25 protein-coding genes and 1 tRNA gene are annotated in these 25,953 nt (G+C 50.4%); 15 read left to right on the top strand and 11 right to left on the bottom strand.

All coding sequences use genetic code 11. The annotated features are described in order from the left end of the window. The first annotated feature begins 18 nt into the window (after nucleotides 1-18). A complete protein-coding gene (locus IP582_RS20810; RefSeq protein WP_193794330.1) occupies nucleotides 19-762 on the top strand; it encodes an SDR family oxidoreductase in 744 nt (247 codons plus the stop codon). Between the two features lie 65 nt (nucleotides 763-827). Here IP582_RS20810 and IP582_RS20805 read toward each other — a convergent pair whose 3' ends face one another. Continuing rightward, nucleotides 828-2,261 carry a 6-phospho-beta-glucosidase gene (locus IP582_RS20805; RefSeq protein ID WP_193794329.1) on the bottom strand — a complete coding sequence of 478 codons (1,434 nt, stop codon included), beginning with the start codon at nucleotides 2,259-2,261 and terminating at the stop codon, nucleotides 828-830. 122 nt (nucleotides 2,262-2,383) lie between these two features. Next, nucleotides 2,384-3,112: a MurR/RpiR family transcriptional regulator gene (locus IP582_RS20800; RefSeq protein WP_039077977.1), complete on the bottom strand. Its 729-nt coding sequence runs from the start codon at nucleotides 3,110-3,112 to the stop codon at nucleotides 2,384-2,386. 52 nt (nucleotides 3,113-3,164) lie between these two features. On the opposite strand from IP582_RS20800, the gene yqfB reads away from it, so the two are divergent. Beyond that, nucleotides 3,165-3,476 carry a N(4)-acetylcytidine aminohydrolase gene (gene yqfB / locus IP582_RS20795; RefSeq protein WP_193794328.1) on the top strand — a complete coding sequence of 104 codons (312 nt, stop codon included), beginning with the start codon at nucleotides 3,165-3,167 and terminating at the stop codon, nucleotides 3,474-3,476. A 162-nt stretch (nucleotides 3,477-3,638) separates the two neighbouring features. After that, on the top strand, nucleotides 3,639-4,298 hold the full coding sequence (locus IP582_RS20790; protein ID WP_039077975.1) for a hemolysin III family protein: 660 nt from the start codon (nucleotides 3,639-3,641) through the stop codon (nucleotides 4,296-4,298). Between the two features lie 117 nt (nucleotides 4,299-4,415). Here the strand turns inward: IP582_RS20790 and ygfZ are convergent, their stop codons facing one another. Continuing rightward, nucleotides 4,416-5,399, bottom strand: a complete 984-nt coding sequence (gene ygfZ / locus IP582_RS20785) for a tRNA-modifying protein YgfZ (protein ID WP_193794327.1) — start codon at nucleotides 5,397-5,399, stop codon at nucleotides 4,416-4,418. Nucleotides 5,400-5,648: 249 nt separating this feature from the next. Between ygfZ and sdhE the strand changes: the two genes are divergently transcribed. Both sdhE and IP582_RS20775 read left to right on the top strand, forming a co-directional pair. After that, on the top strand, nucleotides 5,649-5,915 hold the full coding sequence (sdhE, locus tag IP582_RS20780; protein WP_193794326.1) for an FAD assembly factor SdhE: 267 nt from the start codon (nucleotides 5,649-5,651) through the stop codon (nucleotides 5,913-5,915). Beyond that, nucleotides 5,896-6,312 carry a protein YgfX gene (locus IP582_RS20775; RefSeq protein ID WP_039077972.1) on the top strand — a complete coding sequence of 139 codons (417 nt, stop codon included), beginning with the start codon at nucleotides 5,896-5,898 and terminating at the stop codon, nucleotides 6,310-6,312. The genes sdhE and IP582_RS20775 overlap by 20 nt, the downstream gene beginning before the upstream one ends. Before the next feature lie 2 nt (nucleotides 6,313-6,314). Here the strand turns inward: IP582_RS20775 and fldB are convergent, their stop codons facing one another. After that, nucleotides 6,315-6,836: a flavodoxin FldB gene (fldB, locus tag IP582_RS20770; RefSeq protein WP_193794325.1), complete on the bottom strand. Its 522-nt coding sequence runs from the start codon at nucleotides 6,834-6,836 to the stop codon at nucleotides 6,315-6,317. A 101-nt stretch (nucleotides 6,837-6,937) separates the two neighbouring features. On the opposite strand from fldB, the gene xerD reads away from it, so the two are divergent. The 5 genes from xerD to lysS all read left to right on the top strand — a co-directional run bounded on the left by xerD (nucleotide 6,938) and on the right by lysS (nucleotide 13,027). Next, a complete protein-coding gene (gene xerD, locus IP582_RS20765) occupies nucleotides 6,938-7,834 on the top strand; it encodes a site-specific tyrosine recombinase XerD (RefSeq protein ID WP_193794324.1) in 897 nt (298 codons plus the stop codon). 23 nt (nucleotides 7,835-7,857) lie between these two features. Beyond that, entirely contained in the window at nucleotides 7,858-8,571 is a 714-nt protein-coding gene (gene dsbC, locus IP582_RS20760) for a bifunctional protein-disulfide isomerase/oxidoreductase DsbC (protein WP_193794323.1), read from the top strand. 5 nt (nucleotides 8,572-8,576) lie between these two features. Further along, a complete protein-coding gene (gene recJ / locus IP582_RS20755; RefSeq protein ID WP_193794322.1) occupies nucleotides 8,577-10,310 on the top strand; it encodes a single-stranded-DNA-specific exonuclease RecJ in 1,734 nt (577 codons plus the stop codon). Nucleotides 10,311-10,401: 91 nt separating this feature from the next. Further along, nucleotides 10,402-11,500, top strand: a protein-coding gene (prfB, locus tag IP582_RS20750; RefSeq protein WP_103245268.1) for a peptide chain release factor 2 whose coding sequence is annotated in 2 segments (ribosomal slippage) — nucleotides 10,402-10,476 and nucleotides 10,478-11,500 — 1,098 coding nt in all. Because the reading frame shifts where the segments join, the coding sequence is not laid out codon by codon here. A gap of 9 nt (nucleotides 11,501-11,509) precedes the next feature. After that, the gene (gene lysS, locus IP582_RS20745; protein ID WP_039077966.1) at nucleotides 11,510-13,027 is read left to right on the top strand and encodes a lysine--tRNA ligase; all 1,518 of its coding nucleotides are present in this window, start codon (nucleotides 11,510-11,512) and stop codon (nucleotides 13,025-13,027) included. Between the two features lie 46 nt (nucleotides 13,028-13,073). Here the strand turns inward: lysS and idi are convergent, their stop codons facing one another. The 4 genes from idi to IP582_RS20725 form a co-directional block, all read right to left on the bottom strand. Continuing rightward, on the bottom strand, nucleotides 13,074-13,619 hold the full coding sequence (gene idi, locus IP582_RS20740) for an isopentenyl-diphosphate Delta-isomerase (RefSeq protein ID WP_039077965.1): 546 nt from the start codon (nucleotides 13,617-13,619) through the stop codon (nucleotides 13,074-13,076). 117 nt (nucleotides 13,620-13,736) lie between these two features. Continuing rightward, on the bottom strand, nucleotides 13,737-14,453 hold the full coding sequence (locus IP582_RS20735; protein WP_193794321.1) for a DUF554 domain-containing protein: 717 nt from the start codon (nucleotides 14,451-14,453) through the stop codon (nucleotides 13,737-13,739). A gap of 16 nt (nucleotides 14,454-14,469) precedes the next feature. Then, nucleotides 14,470-15,063, bottom strand: a complete 594-nt coding sequence (locus IP582_RS20730) for a UbiX family flavin prenyltransferase (RefSeq protein WP_193794320.1) — start codon at nucleotides 15,061-15,063, stop codon at nucleotides 14,470-14,472. 4 nt (nucleotides 15,064-15,067) lie between these two features. After that, entirely contained in the window at nucleotides 15,068-16,561 is a 1,494-nt protein-coding gene (locus IP582_RS20725; RefSeq protein ID WP_193794319.1) for a UbiD family decarboxylase, read from the bottom strand. Nucleotides 16,562-16,779: 218 nt separating this feature from the next. Between IP582_RS20725 and IP582_RS20720 the strand changes: the two genes are divergently transcribed. From IP582_RS20720 to IP582_RS20710, 3 genes are all read left to right on the top strand, one after another. After that, nucleotides 16,780-17,679, top strand: a complete 900-nt coding sequence (locus IP582_RS20720; RefSeq protein WP_193794318.1) for a LysR family transcriptional regulator — start codon at nucleotides 16,780-16,782, stop codon at nucleotides 17,677-17,679. Nucleotides 17,680-17,744: 65 nt separating this feature from the next. Then, nucleotides 17,745-18,473: an amidase activator ActS gene (gene actS, locus IP582_RS20715; protein WP_193794317.1), complete on the top strand. Its 729-nt coding sequence runs from the start codon at nucleotides 17,745-17,747 to the stop codon at nucleotides 18,471-18,473. 92 nt (nucleotides 18,474-18,565) lie between these two features. Beyond that, nucleotides 18,566-18,639: transfer RNA gene (locus IP582_RS20710), tRNA-Gly, on the top strand. A 356-nt stretch (nucleotides 18,640-18,995) separates the two neighbouring features. Here the strand turns inward: IP582_RS20710 and IP582_RS20705 are convergent. The 3 genes from IP582_RS20705 to IP582_RS20695 form a co-directional block, all read right to left on the bottom strand. Further along, on the bottom strand, nucleotides 18,996-20,429 hold the full coding sequence (locus IP582_RS20705; RefSeq protein WP_193794316.1) for a hypothetical protein: 1,434 nt from the start codon (nucleotides 20,427-20,429) through the stop codon (nucleotides 18,996-18,998). Nucleotides 20,430-20,827: 398 nt separating this feature from the next. Next, nucleotides 20,828-21,655 carry a phosphoenolpyruvate hydrolase family protein gene (locus IP582_RS20700; protein WP_193794315.1) on the bottom strand — a complete coding sequence of 276 codons (828 nt, stop codon included), beginning with the start codon at nucleotides 21,653-21,655 and terminating at the stop codon, nucleotides 20,828-20,830. A 16-nt stretch (nucleotides 21,656-21,671) separates the two neighbouring features. Beyond that, a complete protein-coding gene (locus IP582_RS20695) occupies nucleotides 21,672-22,889 on the bottom strand; it encodes a Tm-1-like ATP-binding domain-containing protein (RefSeq protein WP_193794314.1) in 1,218 nt (405 codons plus the stop codon). 305 nt (nucleotides 22,890-23,194) lie between these two features. On the opposite strand from IP582_RS20695, the gene IP582_RS20690 reads away from it, so the two are divergent. Together IP582_RS20690 and IP582_RS20685 are read left to right on the top strand one after the other, a co-directional pair. Then, nucleotides 23,195-23,833 (top strand): TetR/AcrR family transcriptional regulator, encoded by a 639-nt coding sequence (locus IP582_RS20690; RefSeq protein ID WP_193796323.1) that lies wholly within the window; start codon nucleotides 23,195-23,197, stop codon nucleotides 23,831-23,833. Nucleotides 23,834-24,255: 422 nt separating this feature from the next. Then, a complete protein-coding gene (locus IP582_RS20685) occupies nucleotides 24,256-25,800 on the top strand; it encodes a PAS domain-containing methyl-accepting chemotaxis protein (RefSeq protein WP_193794313.1) in 1,545 nt (514 codons plus the stop codon). Nucleotides 25,801-25,953: the final 153 nt, after the last annotated feature.

Genomic DNA, 25,953 nt, shown 5'->3' with positions numbered 1-25,953 from the left:
TATTGGGAGGAATTCAGATTGGCAATTGCACTGGTCACTGGCGGTAGCCGGGGAATAGGAAAGGCGACGGCGCTGCTGCTGGGCGCAGAAGGATACACGGTCGCGGTTAATTATCAGCACAATGTGCAGGCCGCGCAGTCAGTGGTTGAAACCATTATCGCGGCGGGCGGAAAAGCGTTCGCGGTTCAGGCGGATATTGGCGAAGAAGAGCAGGTCACCGCGATGTTCGCGCGCATTGATGAGGCGGATGAACCGCTGACCGCGCTGGTGAATAACGCCGGGATCCTGTTTACCCAAAGCCGCGTGGAAGCAATGACGGCGGAGCGCATCAACCAGGTTCTGCGGACTAACGTGACGGGTACCTTTCTTTGCTGTCGGGAGGCCATCAAGCGTATGGCGCTGCCCCACGGCGGAAAAGGCGGTGCGATAGTAAATGTCTCTTCGGCCGGGGCGCGTCTGGGGTCGCCCGGCGAGTATGTTGATTATGCCGCGTCAAAAGGGGCGATGGATACGCTTACCACGGGCTTGTCGGTGGAAGTCGCGGCGCAGGGTATTCGGGTTAACAGCGTTCGACCAGGCTTTATTTATACGGAAATGCATGCCTCTGGTGGTGAACCCGGGCGGGTCGAACGGGTGAAGTCGATGCTGCCGATGCAGCGTGGCGGTCAGCCGGAAGAAGTGGCGCAGGCGATAGTCTGGCTACTGAGTGATAAGGCATCCTACGTAACGGGAAGCTTTATCGAACTGGCGGGGGGTAAATAATCGACTCCCCCTCTGCCCGTCCCTTCTCCCCGATAGGGAGAAGGGCCGGATGAACAGTATCCCGGTTAGATATTCTCGCCGTTGCTGGCAATTACTTCTTTATACCAGTTAAAACTCTTTTTACGGGAGCGTGACATGTCGCCGGTGCCGTCATCATGCTTGTTCACGTAGATAAAGCCGTAGCGTTTGCTGTACTGGCCGGTGGTAAACGAGACGCAGTCGATACAGCCCCAAGGTGTGTAACCCATCAGGTCAACACCATCATATGTGACCGCTTCAACCATCTCTTTAACGTGAGCACGCAGATAATCGATACGATAATCGTCGATAATACTGCCATCTTCTTCTACTTTGTCGTACGCGCCAAAGCCATTTTCAACAATAAACAGCGGCTTCTGATAACGCTCATACAGTTCGCACAGCGCATAACGCAGACCTACCGGGTCAATCTGCCAGCCCCAGTCGGACGCTTTTACGTGCGGGTTCGGTACGCTGCCCTGGAAGCCGGAAATGGCATCACCGGTGCCGCCTTCGGCTTTTACCGCATTAGTCATGTAGTAGCTAAAGCCGAGGTAATCACAGGTCCCTTCACGCAGAGCCTGCTCGTCGCCCGCTTCCATTTTGATGTTGAAACCACGGCGTTCCCATTCGTTCAACACGTAAGACGGGTAGTAACCACGCAACTGAACATCGGTAAAGACATAGCGCTCACGCATGGATTCCTGTGCAAACATCACATCTTCTGGCTTACAGGAGAACGGATACAGCGGCACCATGGCCAGCATGCAACCGATTTTCATTTCCGGATTGATATGGTGGCCTATTTTCACCGCCAGCGCGCTGGCCACGAATTGATGGTGCAAGACCTGATACATGGTCTCTTCCGGATTTTCATGGTCGGTATAGACCACGCCAGAGCAGCAGTAGCCGAACAGTGGCGCGCGCCAGTTACGCTGGTTGTTGATTTCGTTGAAGGTCATCCAGTATTTAACCTTCGCTTTGTAGCGCTCAAACACCACTTCGGCGAAGCGGACAAAGAAATCCACGACCTTACGGTTGGTCCAGCCGCCGTACTCCTGCACCAGGTGCAGCGGCATTTCGAAGTGAGACAGGGTAATTACCGGTTCGATGTTATATTTGAGCAGTTCATCAAACATATCATCATAGAATTTCAGGCCTTCTTCGTTAGGCTGCAATTCGTCGCCCTTCGGGAAGATGCGTGTCCAGGCGATAGACGTACGGAAGCATTTGAAGCCCATTTCGGCGAAGAGTTTGATGTCTTCTTTGTAGTGGCCGTAAAAATCGACCGCTTCATGGTTCGGGTAGTATTTCCCTTCGATGACCTGCCGGGTGATTTCGCGTGGAACGCCGTGCGCGCCACCGGTGAGCACGTCACAAATGCTCGGGCCTTTTCCGCCCTGATTCCAGCCGCCTTCAACCTGATGTGCGGCAACGGCGCCGCCCCATAAAAAGTCTTTCGGTAAGGTCAATTTTTTCATCGTTGCTACTCTCGCCCTGGTAATAAAATCTGCGCCCGAGTCTAGCAAAGGGAATAAAAATGTCACGATATAACAAATTACCCTTAAGGTGATTTGTTACACCAATAAAACAATATGTTTTTTTATGCTATTTTCTTCGCCAGTTTCCGGCCAAGTGATTCCAGAATATAGATTACCGGAATTTGCGTCGTAATATCATAAACACCGGCAATGCGTGTTTGCGGGACATGCCAGGAAAGATTGAAATCCGCCAGTTTTGCCAGGCGCGAATGCTCATGGCTGGTGATGGTCAGAACTTTGCAGTGATGGAGGCTGAACTGGCTGGCGAAACGCAGGATCTCCTCGGTTTCCCCGGAGACAGACAACACGATAGCCAGTGCATTTCTGGCCATGTCATTTGTGACCGGAAAATAAGGGTCATCGATATGATTACTGAATTTTCCGACATTGGAAAAGAAGCGTGCGCCATATTTTGCCAGAGCACCGGATGTGCCTGCACCAACAAAAATAATACGCTCCGACGATAAAATAATGTCGACCGCTTTATCTAATAATGTGTCGAATTCGTCGTTATTTACACTTTTAAAAAAACTGATAATTTCGCTGGCGCCAAAATTAGCCTGCTGGGGTTCGTTTTGCTCTAAATATAATTTAAAGCGGACGCGAAATTCTGAATAACCTTCACATTGCAGTTTGCGGCAGAAACGCAGCACCGTGGTGGTTGAGACTCCAGCGCCGTCGGCCAGTTCGCGGATGGTCATGTACATCACTTTGTCACGATTTTTGACGACATAGTTGTAGACCATCATCTCAAGATTGTTGAGACTGGCGATAGCGGCGTGGGAGAACATACTCACTGTGTCAACGACTCACTTATCAGATTTATCATCAGGGAATAATAACATGCAGCCGAACGACATCACTTTTTTTCAGCGCTTTCAGGACGACATTCTGGCAGGCCGCAAAACAATTACTATCCGCGATCAAAGTGAATCGCACTTTCGCGTCGGGGATATCTTGCGCGTGGGACGTTATGAGGATGACGGCTATTTTTGCACCATCAAGGTGATTGGTACCTCAACGACCACCCTTGACAACCTGACAGAAGAACATGCGCAGCAGGAGAACATGTCCCTGCCTGAGCTCAAAAATGTCATTACCGATATCTACCCCGGACAGAACCAGTTTTATGTGATTGATTTCAAGGTTCTTTAGAAAAACAGTAACGCCTGTTAGTTTAAATTCTTATATAACTAATTGATATTTATCTGTTCATGTAAATATCATGATTTATTTAAGCGAACATGTGTGCACTGGAATCATTCTCAGTTACTCTATAGGCGCGACGTTTTATTTTGAGTTCTCCCGGAGTTAACTATGGTGGATAGACCATTAATCGCACAGGGATATACGCTGGCTGAGGAAATAGCCAACAGCATCAGCCATGGCATCGGGCTGGTGTTTGGTATTGTTGGACTGGTGCTTCTGCTGGTGCAGGCCGTTGACAGTAATGCCGGCACGCTGGCGATCACCAGCTACAGTCTCTATGGCGGCAGCATGATTCTGCTGTTTCTCGCCTCCACGCTTTATCACGCTATACCGCATCAGCGGGCAAAAGTGTGGCTTAAGAAATTCGACCACTGCGCAATCTATCTGTTGATTGCCGGAACCTATACGCCTTTTCTGCTGGTGGGACTGGATTCGCCGCTGGCACGGGGATTGATGGTTGTTATCTGGGGCCTGGCACTGCTGGGGATCCTGTTCAAGTTGACCATTGCCCACCGTTTCAAAGTGCTGTCGCTGGTGACCTACCTCACCATGGGTTGGCTGTCGCTGATTGTGGTTTACCAACTGGCGACCAAACTGTCGATTGGCGGGGTGACGTTACTGGCCGCGGGTGGGGTGGTTTACTCGCTGGGCGTGATATTTTACGTTTGTAAGCGTATTCCCTATAACCACGCTATCTGGCACGGCTTCGTGCTGGGCGGCAGCATATGTCACTTCCTGGCGATTTATCTGTATGTCGGACAGGCTTAAACGCTGAAATGCTCGCCAAAAATTCCCCGGCGGCGTGGCGCTTGCCGGGGCTACGGATAGCTGGGGTTTGGCAGCCTGGACATCAAACAGGGGGAGCGCAGCAGGCGCTCCTGTCCGTTACTCTTCTTCCAGCGAATAAGGCAGCGGCTCGATAGCCAGAGTGTTCGCATCATCACGCACGCGAAACACGCTGTCTGGTTCCATATCGTTGTTCATCACAACCTGCACCAGCAGTTTGCCGTCATCCAGTTGCGCGGCAGCCAGCACTGTACCGGTACGACGCCAGTTTTCACCCATTTTCAGTTCCAGATCTTCACCGGCTTCCGGCACCCGGCTGGCTTTCCCCGCCAGATACCACAGTGCGCGTTTATTCGCGCCACGGAATTTCGCGCGGGCGACCATCTCCTGGCCGGTGTAACACCCTTTCTTGAAGCTGATACCGCCCAGTGCCTGAATATTTGTGGCCTGGGGAATAAATTGCGCGCTGTTAACGGTGTCAATGACAGGGAGTCCCGCTTCGATATTGAGCGCCAGCCACTGCTGGCTGTTGTTAAGTTGGGCTTCGCCACGCAGGGCTTCTGTCACTTTTTCTGCGGTGGCGACATCGGTCACCAGTAAAAAACGTTCTGCCGGATGGGCAAACCAGAGAAGGGTGGTTTCACCCTCATGAACAAGCTGTTTGTCTGCATCCGGCAGGGCCGAAAACAGATTGGCCAGCGCGGCGCGAGCCTGGAACCCTGCGACACCCAGCAGGACATGTTCGTTGTCTGCTTCGATAGTGACTTTGGAGAACACGGCGTATTTTTTCAATTCTTTAAGCTGAGACTCCGCGACGCTGCGGCGTAAAATCCAGCTAAAACCCTCAGCGGTGCGGAACAGACGCAGGTTGCTCCACATTTTGCCTTTTGCATCGCAGTGCGCGGCCAGCAAATGTTGATCGTCAGTCAGTTTCGCCACATCGGCTGTAACCTGGCCTTGCAGGTATTTCTCACTGTCTGCGCCCTTGATAGTCGCCAGTGACCAGTCATCGAGAGTCATAAGCGTCAGCGGCAGTCGCGCTGATGCGATCGGCTGGCGCGGAGGAAACGGAGTAAAAGCCATAGTATTGTCCTGATTAGCCTGATGCGTATTTTCACTTAATGGTAAAAGAGCCGTTGCCCAATGCAAGCGATAAAAACAGGCGATTTGTGCCTTATAAAGAGTATGGGAAAAAGCACGCAAAATGGCTGTAATGGTTGCAATGCATGGGATTTATTCTGGAAGTCTCCTCGTAAACATAAATATTCCGCCGATGGATGATTAAAAACACGTTACAATGGCAACCCATCGTGGCTATGCAGGTTTCAGAACATGGATATTAACAACAAAGCCCGTATTCATTGGGCATGTCGGCGCGGAATGCGTGAGCTGGATATTTCCATCATGCCTTTCTTTGAACATGAATATGATTCGCTGAGTGATGATGACAAACATGTGTTTGTGCGTCTTCTGCAGAGCGATGACCCGGATTTATTTAACTGGCTGATGAATCACGGCAAACCTCAGGACGAGGCGTTGCAGCGAATGATCCAGTTAATTCAGACACGGAATCGGGAACGTGGTCCTGTGGCAATCTGATATACGCGTCTCATGGCGCTCACAGTGGCTCTCACTTTTACTCCATGGCTTGATGGCGGCTTTCGTGTTGCTGTTACCCTGGCCATTGAGCTATACGCCGCTTTGGTTACTGCTTTTGTCACTGGTGGTGTTCGATAGCGTACGGAGTCAGCGCCGCATTAATGCCTGTCAGGGAGAGATCAAACTGCTGATGGATGCACGTTTGCGCTGGCAAGGCGTGGAGTGGGAAATCGTCGGTACACCGTGGATGCTGAATATTGGCATGATTCTGCGTTTGCGTCGGGAAAAAGATGGTCGCCGACAGCATCTGTGGCTGGCCGCAGATAGCATGGATGCGCAAGAGTGGCGTGATTTGCGCCGACTGATTTCGCAACAATCGGCGCAGCGTCAGCACTAAGCTCAGGCGAACTGTCCGGCCATTTCTACCAGAATCTGTTCGCACCAGTTCTGGATACGTTCATCGCTCAGGTCATATTGATTGGTTTCGTCCAGCGCCAGACCCACAAACAACTGTCCATCGGCAATGATCGGTTTGGTGCTGGTGAATTCGTAGCCTTCTGTTGGCCAGTAACCAATGAATTTTACTCCACGCGGAGCCAGCTTATCGTGCAGCATCCCGAGCGCGTCGAGGAACCACTCGCCGTAACCGAGCTGGTCGCCCATACCGTACAGTGCGACGATTTTTCCGTCGAGATTGAGTGTATCGAGCTGATCCCAGATGGCTTCCCAGTCTTCCTGCAATTCACCAAAGTCCCAGGTGGGAATGCCAAGAATCAGAGCATCGTACTGCTCCATTAATACGGGGGCGTCGTCTTTCAGGTTGTGTAACGTCACCAGCTCCGTGCCAATGATATCGCGGATTTTTTCTGCCGCCATTTCGGTGTAGCAGGTACTGGAACCATAAAACAGGCCGATGTTCATAACGTAAACGTCTCAATTCCGGATGTGTCTTTGCGAGCAGTGTACCAGAATCACACCGCAATCAGGCATAATGCAACGATTCGAAGCAAGGAGGAGCACTGGTGGAACAAGATTTCGCACGTATCGAACAATTTCTTGATGTCCTCTGGCTGGAGCGGAACCTGGCGGAAAATACCCTCAGTGCCTATCGTCGTGATTTGCAGGGGCTTGTGGAATGGCTACATCATCAGGGGCTGTCGCTGGAAAGCGCACAGGCGGATGATTTGCAAAACCTGCTGGCGCAAAGGATGGACGGCGGCTACAAGGCAACCAGCTCAGCACGTTTGCTCAGCGCGATGCGCCGTTTCTTCCAGCATCTGTACCGGGAGAAGTTTCGTCAGGACGATCCCAGCGCATTACTTGCTTCGCCAAAACTGCCACAACGTCTTCCGAAAGATCTCAGTGAAGCGCAGGTTGAGCGGCTATTAGCGTCGCCAGCCATTGACCAGCCGCTGGAGTTACGCGATAAAGCGATGTTGGAAGTGCTTTATGCTACCGGGCTTCGCGTCTCGGAACTGGTAGGACTGACGATGAGCGATATTAGCTTGCGCCAGGGAGTTGTGCGCGTCATCGGTAAAGGAAATAAAGAGCGTCTGGTTCCGCTGGGAGAAGAGGCGGTGTACTGGGTAGAGAACTATCTGGAACATGGACGCCCCTGGCTGTTGAATGGCGTCTCAATTGATGTGCTGTTTCCGAGCCAACGTGCTCAGCAGATGACACGGCAAACATTCTGGCATCGCATCAAACATTATGCGCAACTGGCGGGTATCGACAGTGAAAAACTCTCGCCGCACGTTTTGCGTCATGCGTTTGCTACCCATTTACTGAATCACGGTGCAGACTTACGTGTGGTCCAGATGTTGCTTGGCCACAGCGATCTCTCTACGACCCAGATTTATACGCATGTCGCGACGGAGCGGCTGCGACAGCTTCATCAGCAACATCACCCGCGGGCGTGATCGTTGTTTTTTAAGGATACGTTATGAAAAAAGGTTTTATCATGTTCACCCTGCTGGCGGCAGCGCTGACCAGCACCGCACATGCGGACGATGCCGCTATCAAGCAATCGCTGGCAAAATTGGGTGTACAGAGTTCTGATATTCAGCCTGCGCCAGTTGCCGGAATGAAAACCGTGCTGACCAATAGCGGCGTGCTGTATGTCACCGATGACGGCAAATACATCATTCAGGGGCCGATGTACGACGTCAGCGGCGCCCAGCCGGTAAATGTCACCAACCAGTTGCTGACAGCGCATCTCAACGCACTGGAAAAAGAGATGATTGTCTATAAAGCGCCGCAGGAAAAGCATGTGATCACCGTCTTCACGGACATCACCTGCGGTTACTGCCACAAACTGCATGAAGAGATGGCAGACTACAACGCGCTGGGTATCACCGTGCGTTATCTGGCTTTCCCGCGCCAGGGGTTGCAGAGTCAGGCCGAGCAGGATATGAAAGCTATCTGGTGTGCGAAAGACCGCAACAAAGCCTTTGACGATGCGATGGGCGGTAAGGGTGTTAAGCCAGCCAGTTGCGATCTTGATATCGCCGATCACTATGCGCTCGGCGTGCAGTTTGGCGTGAACGGTACGCCAGCCATTGTGTTAAACGATGGCTACCTTGTGCCGGGATATCAGGGGCCGAAAGAGATGAAAGCCTTCCTCGACGAACATCAAAAACAGACTGGCGGTAAGTAATTCACGTGAAAGCCGAAATTCGACTTCGCCGCCGCGAGGCAAACGACGCGGCGGATTTACCTGCCGATCTTCCCCCACTTCTGCGTCGCCTTTATGCCAGCCGCGGTGTTTGTAGCGCGGCGGATCTGGAGCGCGGGGTGAAAGGCATGCTGCCCTGGCAGCGGCTGCATGGCATCGATAAAGCGGTAGAGATCCTCTATAACGCCTTGCGCGAGGGGTTGCGTATTGTGGTTGTCGGTGATTTTGATGCCGACGGCGCAACCAGTACCGCACTGAGTGTGCTGGCCTTACGTGCGCTGGGCGGCACTAATATCGCCTACCTGGTGCCGAACCGTTTTGAAGACGGCTACGGGTTAAGTCCGGAAGTGGTGGATCAGGCACACGCACGCGGCGCGCAACTGATCCTGACCGTGGATAACGGTATTTCGTCACATGCCGGGGTTGAACGGGCACATGAGCTGGGCATTCCGGTGGTGGTCACCGATCACCATCTTCCCGGCGAAACGTTGCCTAACGCCGAAGCCATCATCAACCCGAACCTGCGCGAATGCGATTTTCCGTCGAAGTCACTGGCGGGGGTGGGTGTGGCCTTCTACCTGATGCTGGCACTGCGAACTTTTTTACGCGACAAAGGCTGGTTTGATGAGCGCGGGCTGGCTATCCCTAATCTGGCGCAATTGCTCGATTTAGTGGCCTTAGGTACCGTTGCCGACGTCGTGCCGCTGGATGCCAACAACCGCATTTTGACCTGGCAGGGCTTAAGCCGCATTCGTGCCGGAAAGTGCCGCCCTGGCATCAAAGCGCTCCTGGAAGTCGCCAATCGCGACGCACAAAAACTGGCGGCCAGCGATTTAGGTTTTGCGCTTGGCCCACGTCTGAATGCCGCAGGTCGACTGGACGATATGTCCGTTGGCGTGGCGCTATTGCTCAGTGACAATCTTGGCGAAGCTCGGGTGCTGGCCAGCGAACTTGATGCGCTAAACCAGACGCGTAAAGAGATTGAGCAGGGCATGCAGGCAGAGGCGTTGACGCTGTGCGAGAAGCTGGAACGTAGCCGCGATACCCTGCCGGGCGGTCTTGCTATGTATCATCCCGAATGGCACCAGGGGGTAGTGGGGATTCTGGCGTCGCGCATTAAAGAGCGTTTCCACCGTCCGGTTATCGCGTTTGCGCCTGCCGGGGATGGCACTTTAAAAGGCTCAGGACGCTCAATCCAGGGCCTTCACATGCGCGATGCGCTGGAGCGTCTGGATACGCTCTACCCAAGGCTGATGCTCAAATTCGGCGGCCATGCCATGGCGGCGGGGCTGTCGCTTGAGGAGGCTCGCTTCGAGGAGTTTCAGCGCTACTTTGGCGAGCTGGTCACCGAGTGGCTGGATCCGGCACTGTTGCAAGGTGAAATCGTTTCTGATGGCCTGTTAAAACCTGATGAAATGACCCTCGATACAGCCGAAATGTTGCGCGATGCCGGCCCCTGGGGGCAGATGTTCCCGGAACCGCTGTTTGATGGCGAATTTCGTCTTCTGCAACAACGGCTGGTGGGGGAGCGCCATCTGAAAGTGATGGTTGAACCGGTCGGCGGCGGCCCGCTGCTCGACGGTATCGCTTTTAATGTCGACACCACCTGCTGGCCTGATAACGGCGTGCGCGTCGTCAATATCGCTTATAAACTGGATGTGAATGAGTTTCGCGGCAATCGCAGCGTGCAATTAATCATTGATCACCTGTGGCCAATTTAACGCCAGTATTCTCTACTAATAAGGGCTGAAATCCGGTAAAATTCCGCCCTTATGACCGCATTTTGACAAGTCCATCTAAAGAAATCAGACCATGTTTGAAATTAACCCGGTAAAAAATCGCATTCAGGACCTCACGGAGCGCTCCGACGTTCTTAGGGGGTATCTTTGACTATGACGCCAAGAAAGAGCGTCTGGAAGAAGTAAACGCCGAGCTGGAACAGCCGGATGTCTGGAACGAACCTGATCGCGCACAGGCGCTGGGTAAAGAACGTTCCTCCCTCGAAGCCATTGTTGAAACGCTCGACCAAATGAGTCAGGGGCTGGAAGATGTTTCCGGTCTGCTGGAGCTGGCTGTCGAAGCCGATGACGAAGAGACCTTCAACGAAGCTGTCGCTGAACTCGATACGCTGGAAGAGAAGCTGGCACAGCTTGAATTCCGCCGTATGTTCTCTGGTGAATACGACAACGCCGATTGCTACCTGGATATTCAGGCCGGTTCCGGCGGCACCGAGGCGCAGGACTGGGCGAGTATGCTGGAGCGTATGTATCTGCGCTGGGCAGAAGCGCGCGGCTTTAAGACCGAAATCATCGAAGAATCCGAAGGTGAAGTGGCGGGTATCAAATCCGTTACCATCAAGATTTCCGGCGATTACGCCTATGGCTGGCTGCGTACCGAAACCGGCGTGCACCGCCTGGTGCGTAAGAGCCCGTTCGATTCCGGTGGCCGTCGCCACACCTCATTCAGCTCTGCATTCGTGTACCCGGAAGTGGATGACGATATTGATATCGAAATCAACCCGGCGGATCTGCGTATCGACGTTTATCGCGCATCCGGCGCGGGTGGTCAGCACGTTAACCGTACGGAATCTGCGGTACGTATTACCCACATTCCGACCAACACGGTAACCCAGTGCCAGAATGACCGTTCACAGCACAAGAACAAAGACCAGGCCATGAAGCAGATGAAAGCGAAGCTTTATGAACTGGAAATGCAGAAGAAGAACGCTGAGAAACAGGCGATGGAAGACAACAAGTCCGACATCGGTTGGGGTAGCCAGATCCGTTCGTATGTCCTTGATGATTCTCGCATTAAAGACCTGCGCACCGGAGTTGAAACCCGTAACACGCAGGCGGTGCTGGATGGCAGCCTGGATCAATTTATCGAAGCAAGTTTGAAAGCAGGGTTATGAGGAACCAACATGTCTGAACAACAAGCACAGGGCGCTGACGCGGCAGTCGATCTTAATAATGAACTGAAAACTCGCCGCGAAAAGCTGGCATTGCTGCGTGAACAAGGCGTGCCGTTCCCGAACGATTTTCGTCGTGACCACACCTCAGACCTTCTGCACGCTGACTTCGATGCAAAAGAAAACGAAGAGCTGGAAGCGCTGAACATTGAAGTGGCTGTCGCTGGCCGTATGATGACCCGCCGCATTATGGGTAAAGCTTCTTTCGTCACCCTGCAGGATGTGGGGGGCCGTATTCAACTTTACGTTGCCCGTGACGATCTGCCGGAAGGGGTTTACAACGAGCAGTTCAAAAAATGGGACCTGGGCGATATCCTGGGCGCGAAAGGTAAGCTGTTCAAAACCAAGACCGGCGAGCTGTCCATTCACTGTACTGAACTGCGTCTGTTGACCAAAGCCTTGCGCCCGTTGCCGGACAAATTCCACGGCCTGCAGGATCAGGAAGCCCGCTATCGTCAGCGTTATCTGGATCTGATCTCTAACGAAGATTCCCGCAACACATTCAAAGTGCGTTCCAAAATCATGGCCGGCATTCGCCAGTTCATGGTGAATCGCGACTTTATGGAAGTGGAAACCCCGATGATGCAGGTGATTCCTGGCGGTGCGTCTGCACGTCCATTTATCACCCACCATAATGCGCTGGATCTGGACATGTACCTGCGTATTGCGCCGGAACTGTATCTGAAACGTCTTGTGGTTGGCGGCTTCGATCGCGTATTCGAAATCAACCGTAACTTCCGTAACGAAGGTATCTCTGTTCGCCACAACCCTGAGTTCACCATGATGGAACTCTACATGGCGTACGCGGATTACAAAGATTTGATCGAACTGACTGAATCCCTGTTCCGTACCCTGGCGCAGGATATTCTGGGTAAAACCGAAGTGCCTTATGGCGATGAAGTGTTCGATTTCGGCAAGCCGTTCGAAAAACTGACCATGCGCGAAGCAATTCAGAAATACCGCCCGGAAACGAACATGGCGGATCTGGATAACTTCGACTCAGCGAAAGCCATCGCAGAAAGCATTGGCATCAAAGTTGAGAAGAGCTGGGGCCTGGGCCGCATCGTGACCGAGATCTTCGAAGAAGTGGCCGAAGCACATCTGATTCAGCCGACCTTCATCACCGAATATCCGGCTGAGGTGTCTCCGCTGGCGCGCCGTAATGACGTGAACCCGGAAATCACTGACCGCTTCGAGTTCTTTATCGGTGGTCGTGAAATCGGTAACGGCTTTAGCGAACTGAACGATGCGGAAGATCAGGCGCAACGCTTCCAGGATCAGGTTAACGCCAAAGATGCAGGCGATGACGAAGCGATGTTCTATGACGAAGACTATGTGACCGCGCTGGAACACGGTCTGCCGCCGACTGCGGGTCTGGGCATTGGTATCGACCGTATGGTTATGCTGTTTACCAACAGCCACACCATTCGCGACGTGATCCTGTTCCCGGCGATGCGTCCGGTAAAATAAGTCGCTAAGAAGTCAAAAAGCCCCGGCGTGCAAACACGGGGCTTTTTTATTGCCTGACGCTGGCGGCAAACTCTCTGAGTTGCGCGTTTGCGTTTTCTGCCTCCAGCACCATCCACGGACTAAATGCCCAGGGTGTTGCCACCAGCGAATGGCAGAGGGCATCAAGTTCTACCCACTGGTATGCCATGACTTCCTCTGCATTGATATTCAATGGCGTGATGATTTGTGCGGCGAAGACCGGGCAAATTTCGTTTTCGACAATCCCGGATGGATCGGTCTCGCGGTAGCGGAAACCCGGAGCAATAGACGTGATGTCGATAATATCCGCCCCTATTTCATAGCGACAGCGACGAACCATTGCCTGCTCAGGCGTTTCCCCCTCTTGCGGATGCCCGCAAACGGAGTTAGTCCACACGCCCGGCCAGGCTTTTTTGCTCATGGCCCGGCGGGTCACCAGACATTCGCCGCGTGAATTGAAAAGCCAGGAAGAGAAGGCGAGATGTAGCGGGGTGTTATGGTGATGTGCGGTATACTTTTCTTCCATGCCGATGGGTGAGCCGTGCTCATCCAGTAAAATGACATGTTCTTGCATGCTTATGATTTCTCCGGATCGATATAAAACCGTATGACGCGACGCCAGTGTGACTACGGCGCAACTCCGTAGCCGGACCGGTGGCGTCGCGCCAACGGTTAAACATTATACCCGTTCTCAGGCAAACAGTTTGGCCCAGAGGGCGGAAAAGGGCATTACCAGCAAAAGGCCGGGTAGCATATTGGCAACCGGAAACGGTTTTATATTGCAGATACGCAATCCCGTTGCCACCATAATAAGGCCACCCGCACAGGAGAAATCCGCCATCATATCGGGGGTGATCATATGCAGAATGTAAACGGCAATTGTCGCCAGTGCGACCTGCACAATGATCAGCGGAGCACCAATGGTCATTACCGAAAAACCGAGCATGGTGGCAAAAATCGCAGCGGTGAAAAGATCCAGTACTGTTTTGATATACAGAATAGACGGATCACCGGTCATCCCTTCATGCATCGCTCCAAAGATCCCCGTGCCACTGGCGCAGAAGAGCACCAGAATGGCGACGAATTTTTCCGTAAACTCGTCATGCGTTAGCCCTTGTACCGGTGGGAAAACACGGTTGATCAAACCGCGCGTTGTGCCAGCCGCTTTGCCAATTTGTTTTTCCAGGAATAAGACCTCCCCAATAACCGCGCCCAATACCATGGCCAGTACGACGGCTGGCATAAATTTCACTTTAATAACCAGATTGATGCCCAGGCCAATTGAGCACAAACCAAAGGTCAGCGGTAGCGCGACTTTGACGCGATCCGGAATGCGGCTGCCAACAAGGGAACCGAGCAGGCCGCCGATAACGACAGCCGCGCCATTAACATAAGGTCCAATTAACATAGAAATTCCTGCGAAATTAAGCGCGATAAAGCAATTTTCCTTCGCCCCAGCGCGGAATGTTTTTAACATCGATATCGAACAGATCCAACGCGCGGCTGACACTATGTGTGATGATTTCGTTGGTCGTTTGCGGGCGCTGATAGAGTGCGGGAAGCGGCGGGAAAATAATCCCGCCCATCTCCGTAACAACCTGCATATTGCGAATGTGGCCCAGGTTCAGTGGCGTTTCGCGTGCCAACAGTACCAGGCGGCGACGCTCTTTAAGCACCACATCGGCCGCTCGGGTCAGCAGATTATCGGTGAGACAGTGCGCGATGGAGCCCAGGGATCGCATTGAACATGGGGCGACTATCATCCCCAGCGTCTTAAACGACCCGCTGGAAATAGAAGCCCCAAGGTTTCCGATCGGATGCACCACATCCGCCAGCGCCATTACCTCATCCAACTGATAATCCGTTTCCAGTTCGCAGGTTTTTTCCGCCCCTTTTGTCACGACCAGATGGACTTCGAGATCCTGCCCACGTAAAAGCTCCAGCGCTTTCACGCCATACTGAAAACCGGAAGCACCGCTGATGCCGACAATGATGCGTCGTGATATGGTCACCTTCATCCCCTTATTCGAAGTCTGGCAGAAAACGTTTCACATCCACCTCTTTGAACTTCGAACGTTCAAAGTGGCTTTTCAGATGGAACGGTACAGTACAGTCGAAGATCGTTTTGCAGGATGTGCCCTGTTGCAGAATGCTCGGGCTGTATTCCGGGATCTGTGACGGATCGAGCGGGTGGCAGCGAACGCCGGGGATAGTAATCGTATCCACATCGCCCTGGTAGCGGGTTTGCATCGCCCACAGCACGTCGTCACTGTCGAAGATGTCCACGTCTTCATCCACCAGAATCACATGTTTCAGCTCAGGGAACGCAGCGAACGCGAGCAGTGCAGCCTGGCGCTGACGGCCTTCATCCACTGCAACCGCTTTCTTAAATTGCATCATGGCCAGTAGCTTGCCGCCGCCTGCGGAGTGCGCAAACACATTCAGTAATTTGCCCGGCATTGCACGGCCCACCATATCCAGGATGCTGGCTTCGGTCGGGATGCCCGCCATGTTGACGTGTTCTTCGCCTGGCCCTACGGTAGTGCGCCAGATAGGGTTGTAGCGATGGGTGACGGCTTTCACTTTGATAACCGGCAGGGCGTTTTTGGCTTCGCCGGTATAGCCCGGGAATTCAGGCATCGCTTTACCGGTATTGGTATTCTGGTCTTCGCGAAGACGCACGTTTGGCAGCAGTTCGCCTTCAATGACGATTTCTGCATGGGCGATGGCTTTTTCGTTGATGGTTTTACACTGCACCATATCCACTGCATGGCCACGCAACGCACCCGCAACACTCAGTTCGTCATAGCCCAATGGGGTTGTTGGCGGCTCGAAGCAAGCCGCGATTTCGATGGCCGGGTCGACGCCAATGCTGATAGATATTGGCAGTGGTTGGCCTGCGGCTTCTGCTTTCATGCGGAACGCATCGATATGACGGCCCGGGGTCAACCACATAGATAACTCATCACGGCTCTGTACACACAGGCGGTGAATGGTAATGTCGGATTCTCGGGTTTCCGGATCGGAGGCATAGCACAGCCCCATCGTGATGTACGGGCCTGCATCCTCTTCGGTATTGGTTGGTGCAGGTAATAATTTGCGCAGATCGAAATCAGCGTCGCTGGCGAGATGTACAACCTGCTGGCAGACGGCATCATCCTGGCTCAGTACCGGCGGAATCGGGTTTTGCACGGAGTCTTTCAGCAGGTGGCCAAGTTTTTCCTGCGGGCAGTTGAGAAAGTGGCTGACGCGTTTGCGTGAACCATTGAGACCAATTGCCACACTGATATCGTGAAAGCCTTTAATTTTGTTAAATACCATAACCGGGCCGTTTTTACGCGTCGGGCGCTGGCAGGTACCGCCCGCACCAACGTAGCGATACACGCCGGACAGCTCGGCATGTGGATCTACCTCAGTATCAGTTTCCACATATTCGCCGGGTAAGGTTTTTAATAATTCAAGCGCTGAACGTAAATCGTGAACGTTGCTGGTAGGTTTTTTTTCTCTATTTGACATAGCCTGTTCCATCTCAGGAAAGATAATTAAGGTCTGCACCTACCTTATTTTCCTGATGCTTTTTAAACAAATACCGTTTTCCTGATTCTCTCCATATCAAAAAAGTACTCTTTACACAGTTGTTAAATATTTAAGTCAAAAGTGAAATAATTAACGCGCTTTTCCTTTGGTTCGCTAAGTGTGATACTGAGTGCCTGAATGCTGCGGAGTATAATTGTATGGATTTGAAAAGATTGCGTTATTTTTGTCGCGTGGTGGAACAAGGCTCCGTAAGCCAGGCTGCAAAAGTGTTGAATATGGCACAACCCCCGCTCAGTAAACGTATACAGGAACTTGAAGAAGAACTGAATGTGTCATTGTTTACACGGCAGGGAAATCGCATTGAACCTACTGATGCAGGTTATTTTCTTTATCGTAAAGCTTGTGAGATATTACGGCAGGTAGAAGATACTGCCCGAGAAACAGTGGCGATTGCTAATAAAGAAAAATTCCAATTAAGAATCGGCTTAACTCATCTTTTTCAATCCTATTTTAAACCGCTGCTTCTCGAGTTATATAAGCGTCATCCGCAGGCTGAAATAAATATCTCTGTTACCGATTCCAGCCATTTAGAGACGATGCTCAATGAGGGGACTATCGATCTGGCGCTGATTCAACGTCCTTATCGTAGCGAAGGGTTCGATTTTGTCTCTTTCGACCCGGTCAGGCTGGTGGCGGTGATCAGTAAAAAATGTCTGCCGCTGGTACCGCAAAGTCCCTTTGATTATCAGGCACTGGAGACATTCCCGCTGGTGCTGTTGCACCGGGCGAAAGATTCCGGCACCTATGAAATGTTGATTGATTTATTCCGCAAAGCCGGGGGTAACCCGAAGGTCATCATGCATATCACCCAGCCGGGAGTCATCCTGGAATGGCTGGAGTCCGGGCTGGCGGCGGCAACGTTACTACCCTCCTCGGAGGTGGACGCATCGAAGCTGACAAACTGTCACGTGGTGGATGTTTTTCCCTCGCCGCAGGTCTTTTACCCGGCGCTGGTGAAAATCCCGGCAACGAACTGGCTACCTGAAATCATGGAGATTATTGCTCACGGCTACCCCTTTATCGCCAGTGAGCGGTAAGTGGTTGGCATCCTGGCGTTGCCTGCCTAGAATAAGGGGTCATTCATTTTTACAGAGGATCTGTTTTGCGTGCAGGAAGCCTGACAAGAAACCCATTCCACATTGTCATTTGCCTGGCCGTGGCGTTATTGCTGGCGGGGTGTTCTGGCAGCAAATCGTCTGATAGCGGCAATGTTTACACGGTAAAACGTGGGGATACGCTATACAAAATTTCGCGCCAGACGGGCACCAGCGTGAATGACCTTGCCCGGCTTAACGGGATTTCCCCGCCGTACACCATTGAGGTCGGTCAACGTCTGAAACTGAATGGCGCGTCGAAATCGTCCTCTGCAAAAGGCGGCACCCAAACGGCTAAAGTTGTGCCTTCATCGGCTGTGCCGCTCTCTTCCTGGCCGCCCGTTGGGCAGCGCTGCTGGCGCTGGCCGACCACTGGCAAGGTGATCAGACCCTATTCCACATCCGAAGGCGGTAATAAGGGGATTGATATCGCAGGCTCTCGCGGGCAGGCGGTTTACGCCGCCGGAGCAGGGAAGGTGGTCTATGCCGGGAACCAATTGCGCGGTTATGGCAACCTGATCATGATTAAGCACAGCGACGAGTACATCACGGCCTATGCGCACAACGACACTATCCTCGTTAATAACGGGCAGAGTGTGAAGATTGGGCAAAAAATTGCCACGATGGGCAGCACTGATGCAGACGGAGTACAGTTGCACTTCCAGATCCGTTATAAGGCAACAGCTATTGATCCGCTGCGTTATCTGCCGCCACAGGGTAGCTCACCTAAGTGTTAAGATTTGCGCTAAGCGATTAATTTATGGTCAGTTAGTCGTTTAGCGTCTTGCCAGTCGGTGTTTAAGGTTTATAATGCCTGTCACACCACAAGGCGGGTGTAGTTCAATGGTAGAACGAGAGCTTCCCAAGCTCTATACGAGGGTTCGATTCCCTTCACCCGCTCCAGACTCCTTTCTTTCAGATTCAGCTTAGTTTACCTCTATAACACTAAAAGCGATGTTTTATAGAGAATATCCCTATAATCCTACGGCTCATCAATCAGAAAAAGCCGGGCTGCAACACAAGTTTTAGCGGCTTATGAATGCGATTCCACATGAATAAGAATTGTTTATGGTCTGGATTGAGCCGTAATGAGGCCACGTTAATAAGCACTTCATTTCGTAGAGCGCTGATGAATGAGAGATAATGATAAATCCTGGCCTCTGCCCCGGCGAAAATCGCCAGGGCAGAGGCCGCAGAACTGCTTTCCTGGCGTTAAATCATAAAGAAAAGCACTCTTTTGGGTGTTTAATTTTAGTATATTAAATCTCGAACCCTAATTCCTTGACAAGGTTACAGAGTTTTTTCGCACCATTAAAATTTAAATGGTCCGAATCATAAAAATCTTCTGGGGTAAATGCTTTATGTGTGGACAAATCAGTCATGAAAACATTATTGTCATTAACAATGCTTTTAATATATGCCAGCGTTTCATTTTTAAGGGTTTTATCGAAGTTTTCAACGTAAAACTGAGTGAACGGCATAACGATAAAATGAAGGTTTGAATTTGTTTCATTAATTAACGATAGTAAAGAGGAGAGGATTTTTTTATTATTTTCATAGCTATGCTTTCTTTGGCAATTCTTTGCCAGCGCTTTTACGCGCTTGAGAATATCAACTGATGAATAAAAAAAGTCAGTGGAATAGTTTCTTGTGTTAATAAATTCGACGGATTTTTGCACTGTTGCTTCATCAAGCAATAAACTGTTTAACCTTGATAACTCTTCATCATTAAAATAATGAGGATGGTTTTTTTTACAGATCTGCTGAACGAGTAAATCCAGAGGCCCCAGGATAGAATGATTGTCCGTTTCGCTTTTCGGCTTTTCAACTTTGCTTCTGAAATTATATTCAATATTATGGCTTTTGCAGAAATAGCGAGACACTGGAAATGTTGTTGCTTCGCCCATTGAAAGTTCGAAAAAAACATCATAAAGGCCAATGCATACAATAAAGTTTCTTGTGTTTGTTATTTCGGTTATTTTTTTAATTAGACTATAAGATAAAGTAAAGTCACCCGAAAATAGTGATAGATTTACGCTGTTCGCTAATAGTTCCTGAGGGAACCCCTGGTATGCATATGATGAACCTAATATTACACTCTTAATATCTGGTTCATTGATGAGCTTTTCATAACGCGAGTTGAGAAGCGGAATATATCCAATATCTGTATGAAAACGGCTTGTGTTTTTTTCCGGGAATTGAAGCGCCGTCAGTATATCAGGGAATTGTATGTTATTCCTTTTGAGGAAGTTAAATCCAATATAATCGGTGACAACTATTGGCACTAATGTATCGTCATCCAGATCCACATGTATGTCTTCTGGATCTGTTTCCATATTAACCACAAATGAGGTGACTCTTTCCATATTGAATGGAAGGAAAAGTGCGTTGCGTTGATATGAATTCCAGTCTTCACCTACAAAAATAACGTGAAATGATTGTGTTGAAAAATAGTGTATAAAAAAGGAATTTAAATGCGATAGTAGTTTTTCAACATCTTCTGGCGTGACGTTTTTTTCAGCACAATAAATAAGCTCATTGATAAAAGATGCAGTATTCTCATCGTCATGCAAAAGACCACTATTTGTAATAAACAAATCCTTCAACTCATCAATGACCGAATCACTTTCAATCCAACTGAGTTTTTGTGCAAGGAAATGAATGTTTTTAAGGAAAAGAGCTGTGTTATTCATTATTTTACCTGGTAGCCAATAAAAATAATCAAATTATAACGAGCGCATTTGTTTTACTTGGTTGTGAAGTATACAGGAGGCGATCGGATATGGAAATATTGAAGAATTAACTATAGTATGTTTGGAAAAAGGAAAGTTGTATATAATAAGCGTGCTATTTAATCAAAGGGTCCACATGAGGAACTGATACGCCATTATGGGGAGCGCTGCTATGTAACGGCAACGTGCGATTGCGGGTCCGATTGCGGAGCAAGTTTGCTGTTGCTGATGCGTTCAACAAAGTTAGTTGAATGTCGCGAGATATCTGTCTGGTTAAAATAACAGGCAATAAAAAACCGGGGTGCATATACAAACCCCGGTAAAAGGTGGATCGATTATCAGGCTACACGTGCTCCCGATCAGTTTCTTATTGCTTTAAATTGCCTTGTGGTCTCAGTTAATGCTATTTCAGTCGGCAGACGCTCCATAGAGCTGGCGCCATAGAAGCCGTTACACTCCGGGCAGCTCTCTAAAATGAATTTCGCATCCTCTGGTGTCGCAATGGGGCCGCCGTGACAAAGGACGATAACATCCGGACGCACTGCTTTTGCCGCTTTCGCCCAGTCATTAATTAATGGCACGCAGTCTTTCAGGGTGAGAGCCGTTTCCGCGCCGATATTCCCCCCTGTGGTTAACCCCATATGCGGCACAATAATGTCTGCACCAGCTTCGGTCATCGCAATGGCATCATCGCGGCTAAAGACATAAGGCGTCGTGAACAGGCCTTTTTCATGCGCCAGACGAATCATATCCACTTCTAAGGCGTATCCCATTCCGGTCTCTTCGAGGTTGGCACGGAAATTACCGTCGATCAGCCCCACGGTTGGGAAGTTTTGTACGCCTGCAAAGCCAATCGCTTTAATATCATCCAGAAACTTATCAAACTGGCAGAAGGGATCGGTACCGTTTACACCCGCCAGGACAGGCGTTTTCTTGGTGACCGGCAGCACTTCTTTTGCCATATCCATAACAATTTCATTGGCGTTGCCGTAAGCCAGCAGACCGGCTAATGAACCACGGCCCGCCATGCGATAACGACCAGAGTTATAGATAACAATCAGATCGATGCCCCCGGCCTCTTCGCATTTTGCCGACAAACCTGTGCCCGCTCCGCCGCCGATGATGGGTTCCCCCCGGGCAATCATCTGATGAAATTTTTGCAATAATCCTTCACGCGTATGTTTCATGGCTTTAATTCCGTCTTTAGTGGATTAATTCTTTATGTAAATTTATAAGTAGCTGATTAAATTCGGCAGAATTGATGTGGTGTGGGCTGACGATCAGTTTACGGTGCGGCGTTTCGATAAATGTTGCCTTAAACGCATCGAGAAAAGCCCGATCTGCTTCTGGATCCCAGAAATCCCCGCCAACGTTGTCCAGGGCAGAAAAACCGCCCATGGGGATAACAAATCTGACTTCTCCTTCACATCGATTTAAACGCTCGGCAATCCATATCCCCATCTTGCCGTTTTCCTCTGGTGTTGTGCGCATCAATGTTACTTGTGGGTTGTGCTGATAAAGCCGACGACCCCGATAGTGCTCGGGTACCGAAGATCGGGACCCAAAATTAACCATATCAAGTGCCCCGCAAGAGCCGATATACGGGATTTTAGAGCGGGCGATCGCGCCGAAGCGGTCATCACTACAGGCCAGAACGCCGCCAAATAAGAAGTCGCATACTTCGGTGGTGCTGATATCCAGTACGCTGTGTAATAAGTGGCTATCTGCCAGCTTTTCCATGGCCTTACCCCCGCTACCGGTGGCATGGAAAACCAGACAGTCATAATCGTTTTCTAATTTTTGTGTGATTTGCTGTACGCAGGGCGTGGTGACGCCGAACATCGTCAGACCAATGGCGGGTTTATCCGTGACGGCTTCGCTGTCGTCCTGATAGAACACCACCGCACCGGCAATCTGGTTAGCTGCGCTTTTTAATACTTTGCGGGATATTCGGTTTAAGCCTGAAATATCGGTGACGGAGTTCATAATGGCGATATCGCTGGCACCGATATAACCGGACACGTCTCCGGATGCCATGGTTGATACCATCAGTTTGGGAACGCCAATGGGCAGGGCCTGCATGGCAGGCGTAATTAACGCGGTATTGCCAGACCCTCCTAAGCCGATTATCCCAAGCACATCTTCACGGCTTTTTAAGAACAGTTCAAAGGCGAGAGACATTGCGGTGATAGCTTTTCCTCTGTCACCACAAAAGACAGCACTTTCTCCCTCAGGGTGAAAGCGGGCCACGGTTGTTGCTGAAATATCCGCACCCCTTGCGGAGCTATCAGCCACTGTCGTCAGGTCAACGATAAGGGCATCGGCGCCTGTTTTTTTTATTAACGACTTAACGTAAAAAGCTTCCGTGCTTTTCGTGTCAAGAGTTGTTACGACGTATATGTAGCCATTGTCTTTGCTCACGTGTTCTCCTTAACTAAACTCACTTTTGTAACGAGTATTTCAGATTCGGAAGAGTGAAATGCATTTGGTGTGACAACGATTGAGACTGCCGTCTCAAAAAATGTAGCAGTGATTGAGACTGTCGTCTCAAAAAAACTAGCATAAATGAGACGGTTGTCTCAAATAATTTTCAGTGTTAAAATTAACCACATGTTTTTAAAGGTAATTAATTTCTTAGCCGATCATGATTTTGCATTTCGCACCGCCTGGATGGGCGAGTGTTGATTTGCTATGTTTGTGTTACAACGGGTGTGGTTGGGAAAGTCATGATGTATGGAGAGGAAGCTTTGGAGCCATCTGTAACACGCAAGAAAACGTATGATTTGCTAATGAATAAAGCGTTATTTTTGTTTGAAAAAGGGGAGATCCCCTCCATTTCAAGACTAGCCACCGAAGCAGGTGTTTCACGGGCGACGGCTTACCGTTACTTCCCCACGCAAAGCGATCTTATTGCCGCTGCCGTTGGCGCGAGTCTGGAAACCATTCGGGAATGGAAACCCAAAAGCGATGATAAAGTTGGTGAGCGTATTGCCGAGTTGTTTGATTTCGCGTTCCCGGAAATGTTTCGCCATGAAGGTGCTTTGCGCGCCGCGCTGCTTGTTTCATTGCAGCAATGGGCGCTTGAGCGTCACTCCCCGGATAAAATGGAAAAAAAGCTGGTCCGTGGTAATCGTAAAGCGACGCTCGCTCGCGTAATGGAACCGGTGAAGGACAAATATTCCCCCGAGATGTATCGCAAAGTTATTGCCGCCTTTTCGTTATTGTACGGTTCGGAAGTCTTTCTGGTGATGAAAGATATCTGGGGCATGGACAATCAACAAGTCATTGATAACGTGCAATGGATGGCAAAAGCTATTATAAATCAAGCGAATATCGAATCCTCTCATGAGGATCATGCCGGGTAAAACTGGTTTATCTCGCCGCTTGCCTTATAAGTAAGGGAGCAATAGCCCCCTTACTTAACCAAAATAACCCACCGCTAATTGAAGCGTATATAAAAATGCAATTCAGCATCTCTAAAATATCAATTTAAAATAAGCATTATAATTTGCATTAAGGTTTGATTTTATTTTCTCTAGGTCTGGATGCTTCTGTTAATTGATGCTCAGAATGATAAGCAATCTTAGTTTTTTTAAATGAAAATAATTGTCGTAGATTATAGAACTAGCATTTTCTGGTGATAAAATCTGTTTGTGAACTATGCTGAGATCAATGGCTATTTTATTTCAATAGCATAATTTTATTGCGTTTATCTCGATTCTTTCAACATAACGACAGGCCTTCAATATAAATTAAACTCTCTTAAGCTTTATGGGGAATACATTCTATGCGTGAGAATCACCCTGTAACACAGCAAGAACGCATTTTTGATAATGATGCGACGTTAATGTCTACAACAGATCCTGAGAGTTATATTAATTACGCTAATGATGCCTTTATTGAGGTGTCTGGTTTTTCGCTCAGTGAACTTGAGGGGCAACCGCATAATCTGGTTCGTCATCCTGATATGCCGCAGCACGCATTCGCAGATATGTGGTTTACCCTTAAGCAGGGAGAACCATGGAGCGGACTGGTAAAAAACCGCTGCAAAAATGGCGATCATTATTGGGTTCGCGCCAACGCAATCCCGATCATCCGCAAAGGGAATGTGAAGGGATATATGTCGGTACGCACCAGGCCTGATGCCGACGAAGTCGCCAGTGCAGAAACGCTGTATCGTCAGTTTCGTGAGGGTGGGACAAACAGTAAGCGCCTTTTCAAAGGGTTGATCATTCGCAAAGGATTTATGCGCTGGCGCTCGTTGTTTGTGACTATGCCATTACGCTGGCGGCTTCGATCGGCGTTAATGACGACCTTTTTATTGAGTATTCTCGTCGGGATGTTATGTCAGTTAGCGCCCGGACAAATGGGCATGTTTACCGGGGCGATGGCCGTCCTGCTTCTGGCGTTGATGGCATGGCTGGAAAGACAAATTGTGCGCCCCGTCGAGCGTTTGTGTCATCAGGCCCTGCAGGTGGCAACGGGGGAAACGCAGCAGGTTGAACAACCGAAACGCATCGACGAAGTCGGCGTTACTCTGCGGGCTATCGGCCAGCTTGGGCTGATGTTCCGATGGCTGATCAACGATGTCAGTAGTCAGGCCGTGAGCGTGCTGAATGCAGCGGATGCCTTATGTAAAGGAAACGATAGCCTGAGTCGCCAGACGGATCAGGCAGCGGCGAATGTGCAGCAAACAGCCGCGACAATGAACGAACTGGCGGCCACCGTAAAAAGCAATACCCTTACCGCCGCAGAAGCCAGTGCCTTATCGCAGGGGGCGCGTGAAGCGGCGGAGCAGGGCGGCAAAGTGATGAGCGGCATGATAGAAATGATGGGCAACATTGGCTCCAGCTCCGATCAAATCGCCAGTATTACCAGCATTATCGACAGTATCGCCTTCCAGACGAACATCCTCGCACTGAATGCCGCAGTGGAAGCCGCCCGCGCGGGGGAGCAGGGAAAAGGTTTTGCCGTGGTCGCTGGCGAAGTACGTATTCTCGCCCAGCGTAGCGCCAGCGCAGCCAGCGAAATCAAAGCGCTGATAGAGTCCAGTGTGACGCAGGTTCGCTCCGGTAGTCAATTGGCCGATGATGCAGGGAAAGCAATGCAGGAGATTGTCGGTAAGGTTAAACATGTCACCCAGTTGATCGAGCATATCAGTCAGGCGACATCTGAACAGGCGTCGGCAATAAGCCAAATGAGCCTGGCGGTAGAAGAACTCGATAAACTCACCCACCAAAATGCCGACCGTGTTCAGGAGGGCGCAGAAGCGTCAGATCGGTTGAACAGTCAGGTGACACGCCTGGCGGAAGCCATTTCTGTATTCCGCTAATAACCACAATGTCCGCCCCGCCAGGTGAGGCGGGGCTTTTAAACGCAAGATCAAAACTGGCACTCATCTGTCGAAATCAGCGTAACGAACGGGCCGCTGAGCGTTCTGTTGTGATGATCAGGATTGTGTTGTCGCATTAAACGTTTCATACAG

This window comes from Citrobacter sp. BDA59-3, from assembly GCF_015167655.1.
Taxonomy (GTDB): Bacteria; Pseudomonadota; Gammaproteobacteria; order Enterobacterales; family Enterobacteriaceae; genus Phytobacter; species Phytobacter diazotrophicus.
This window is presented reverse-complemented; position numbering and strand designations above follow the sequence as displayed.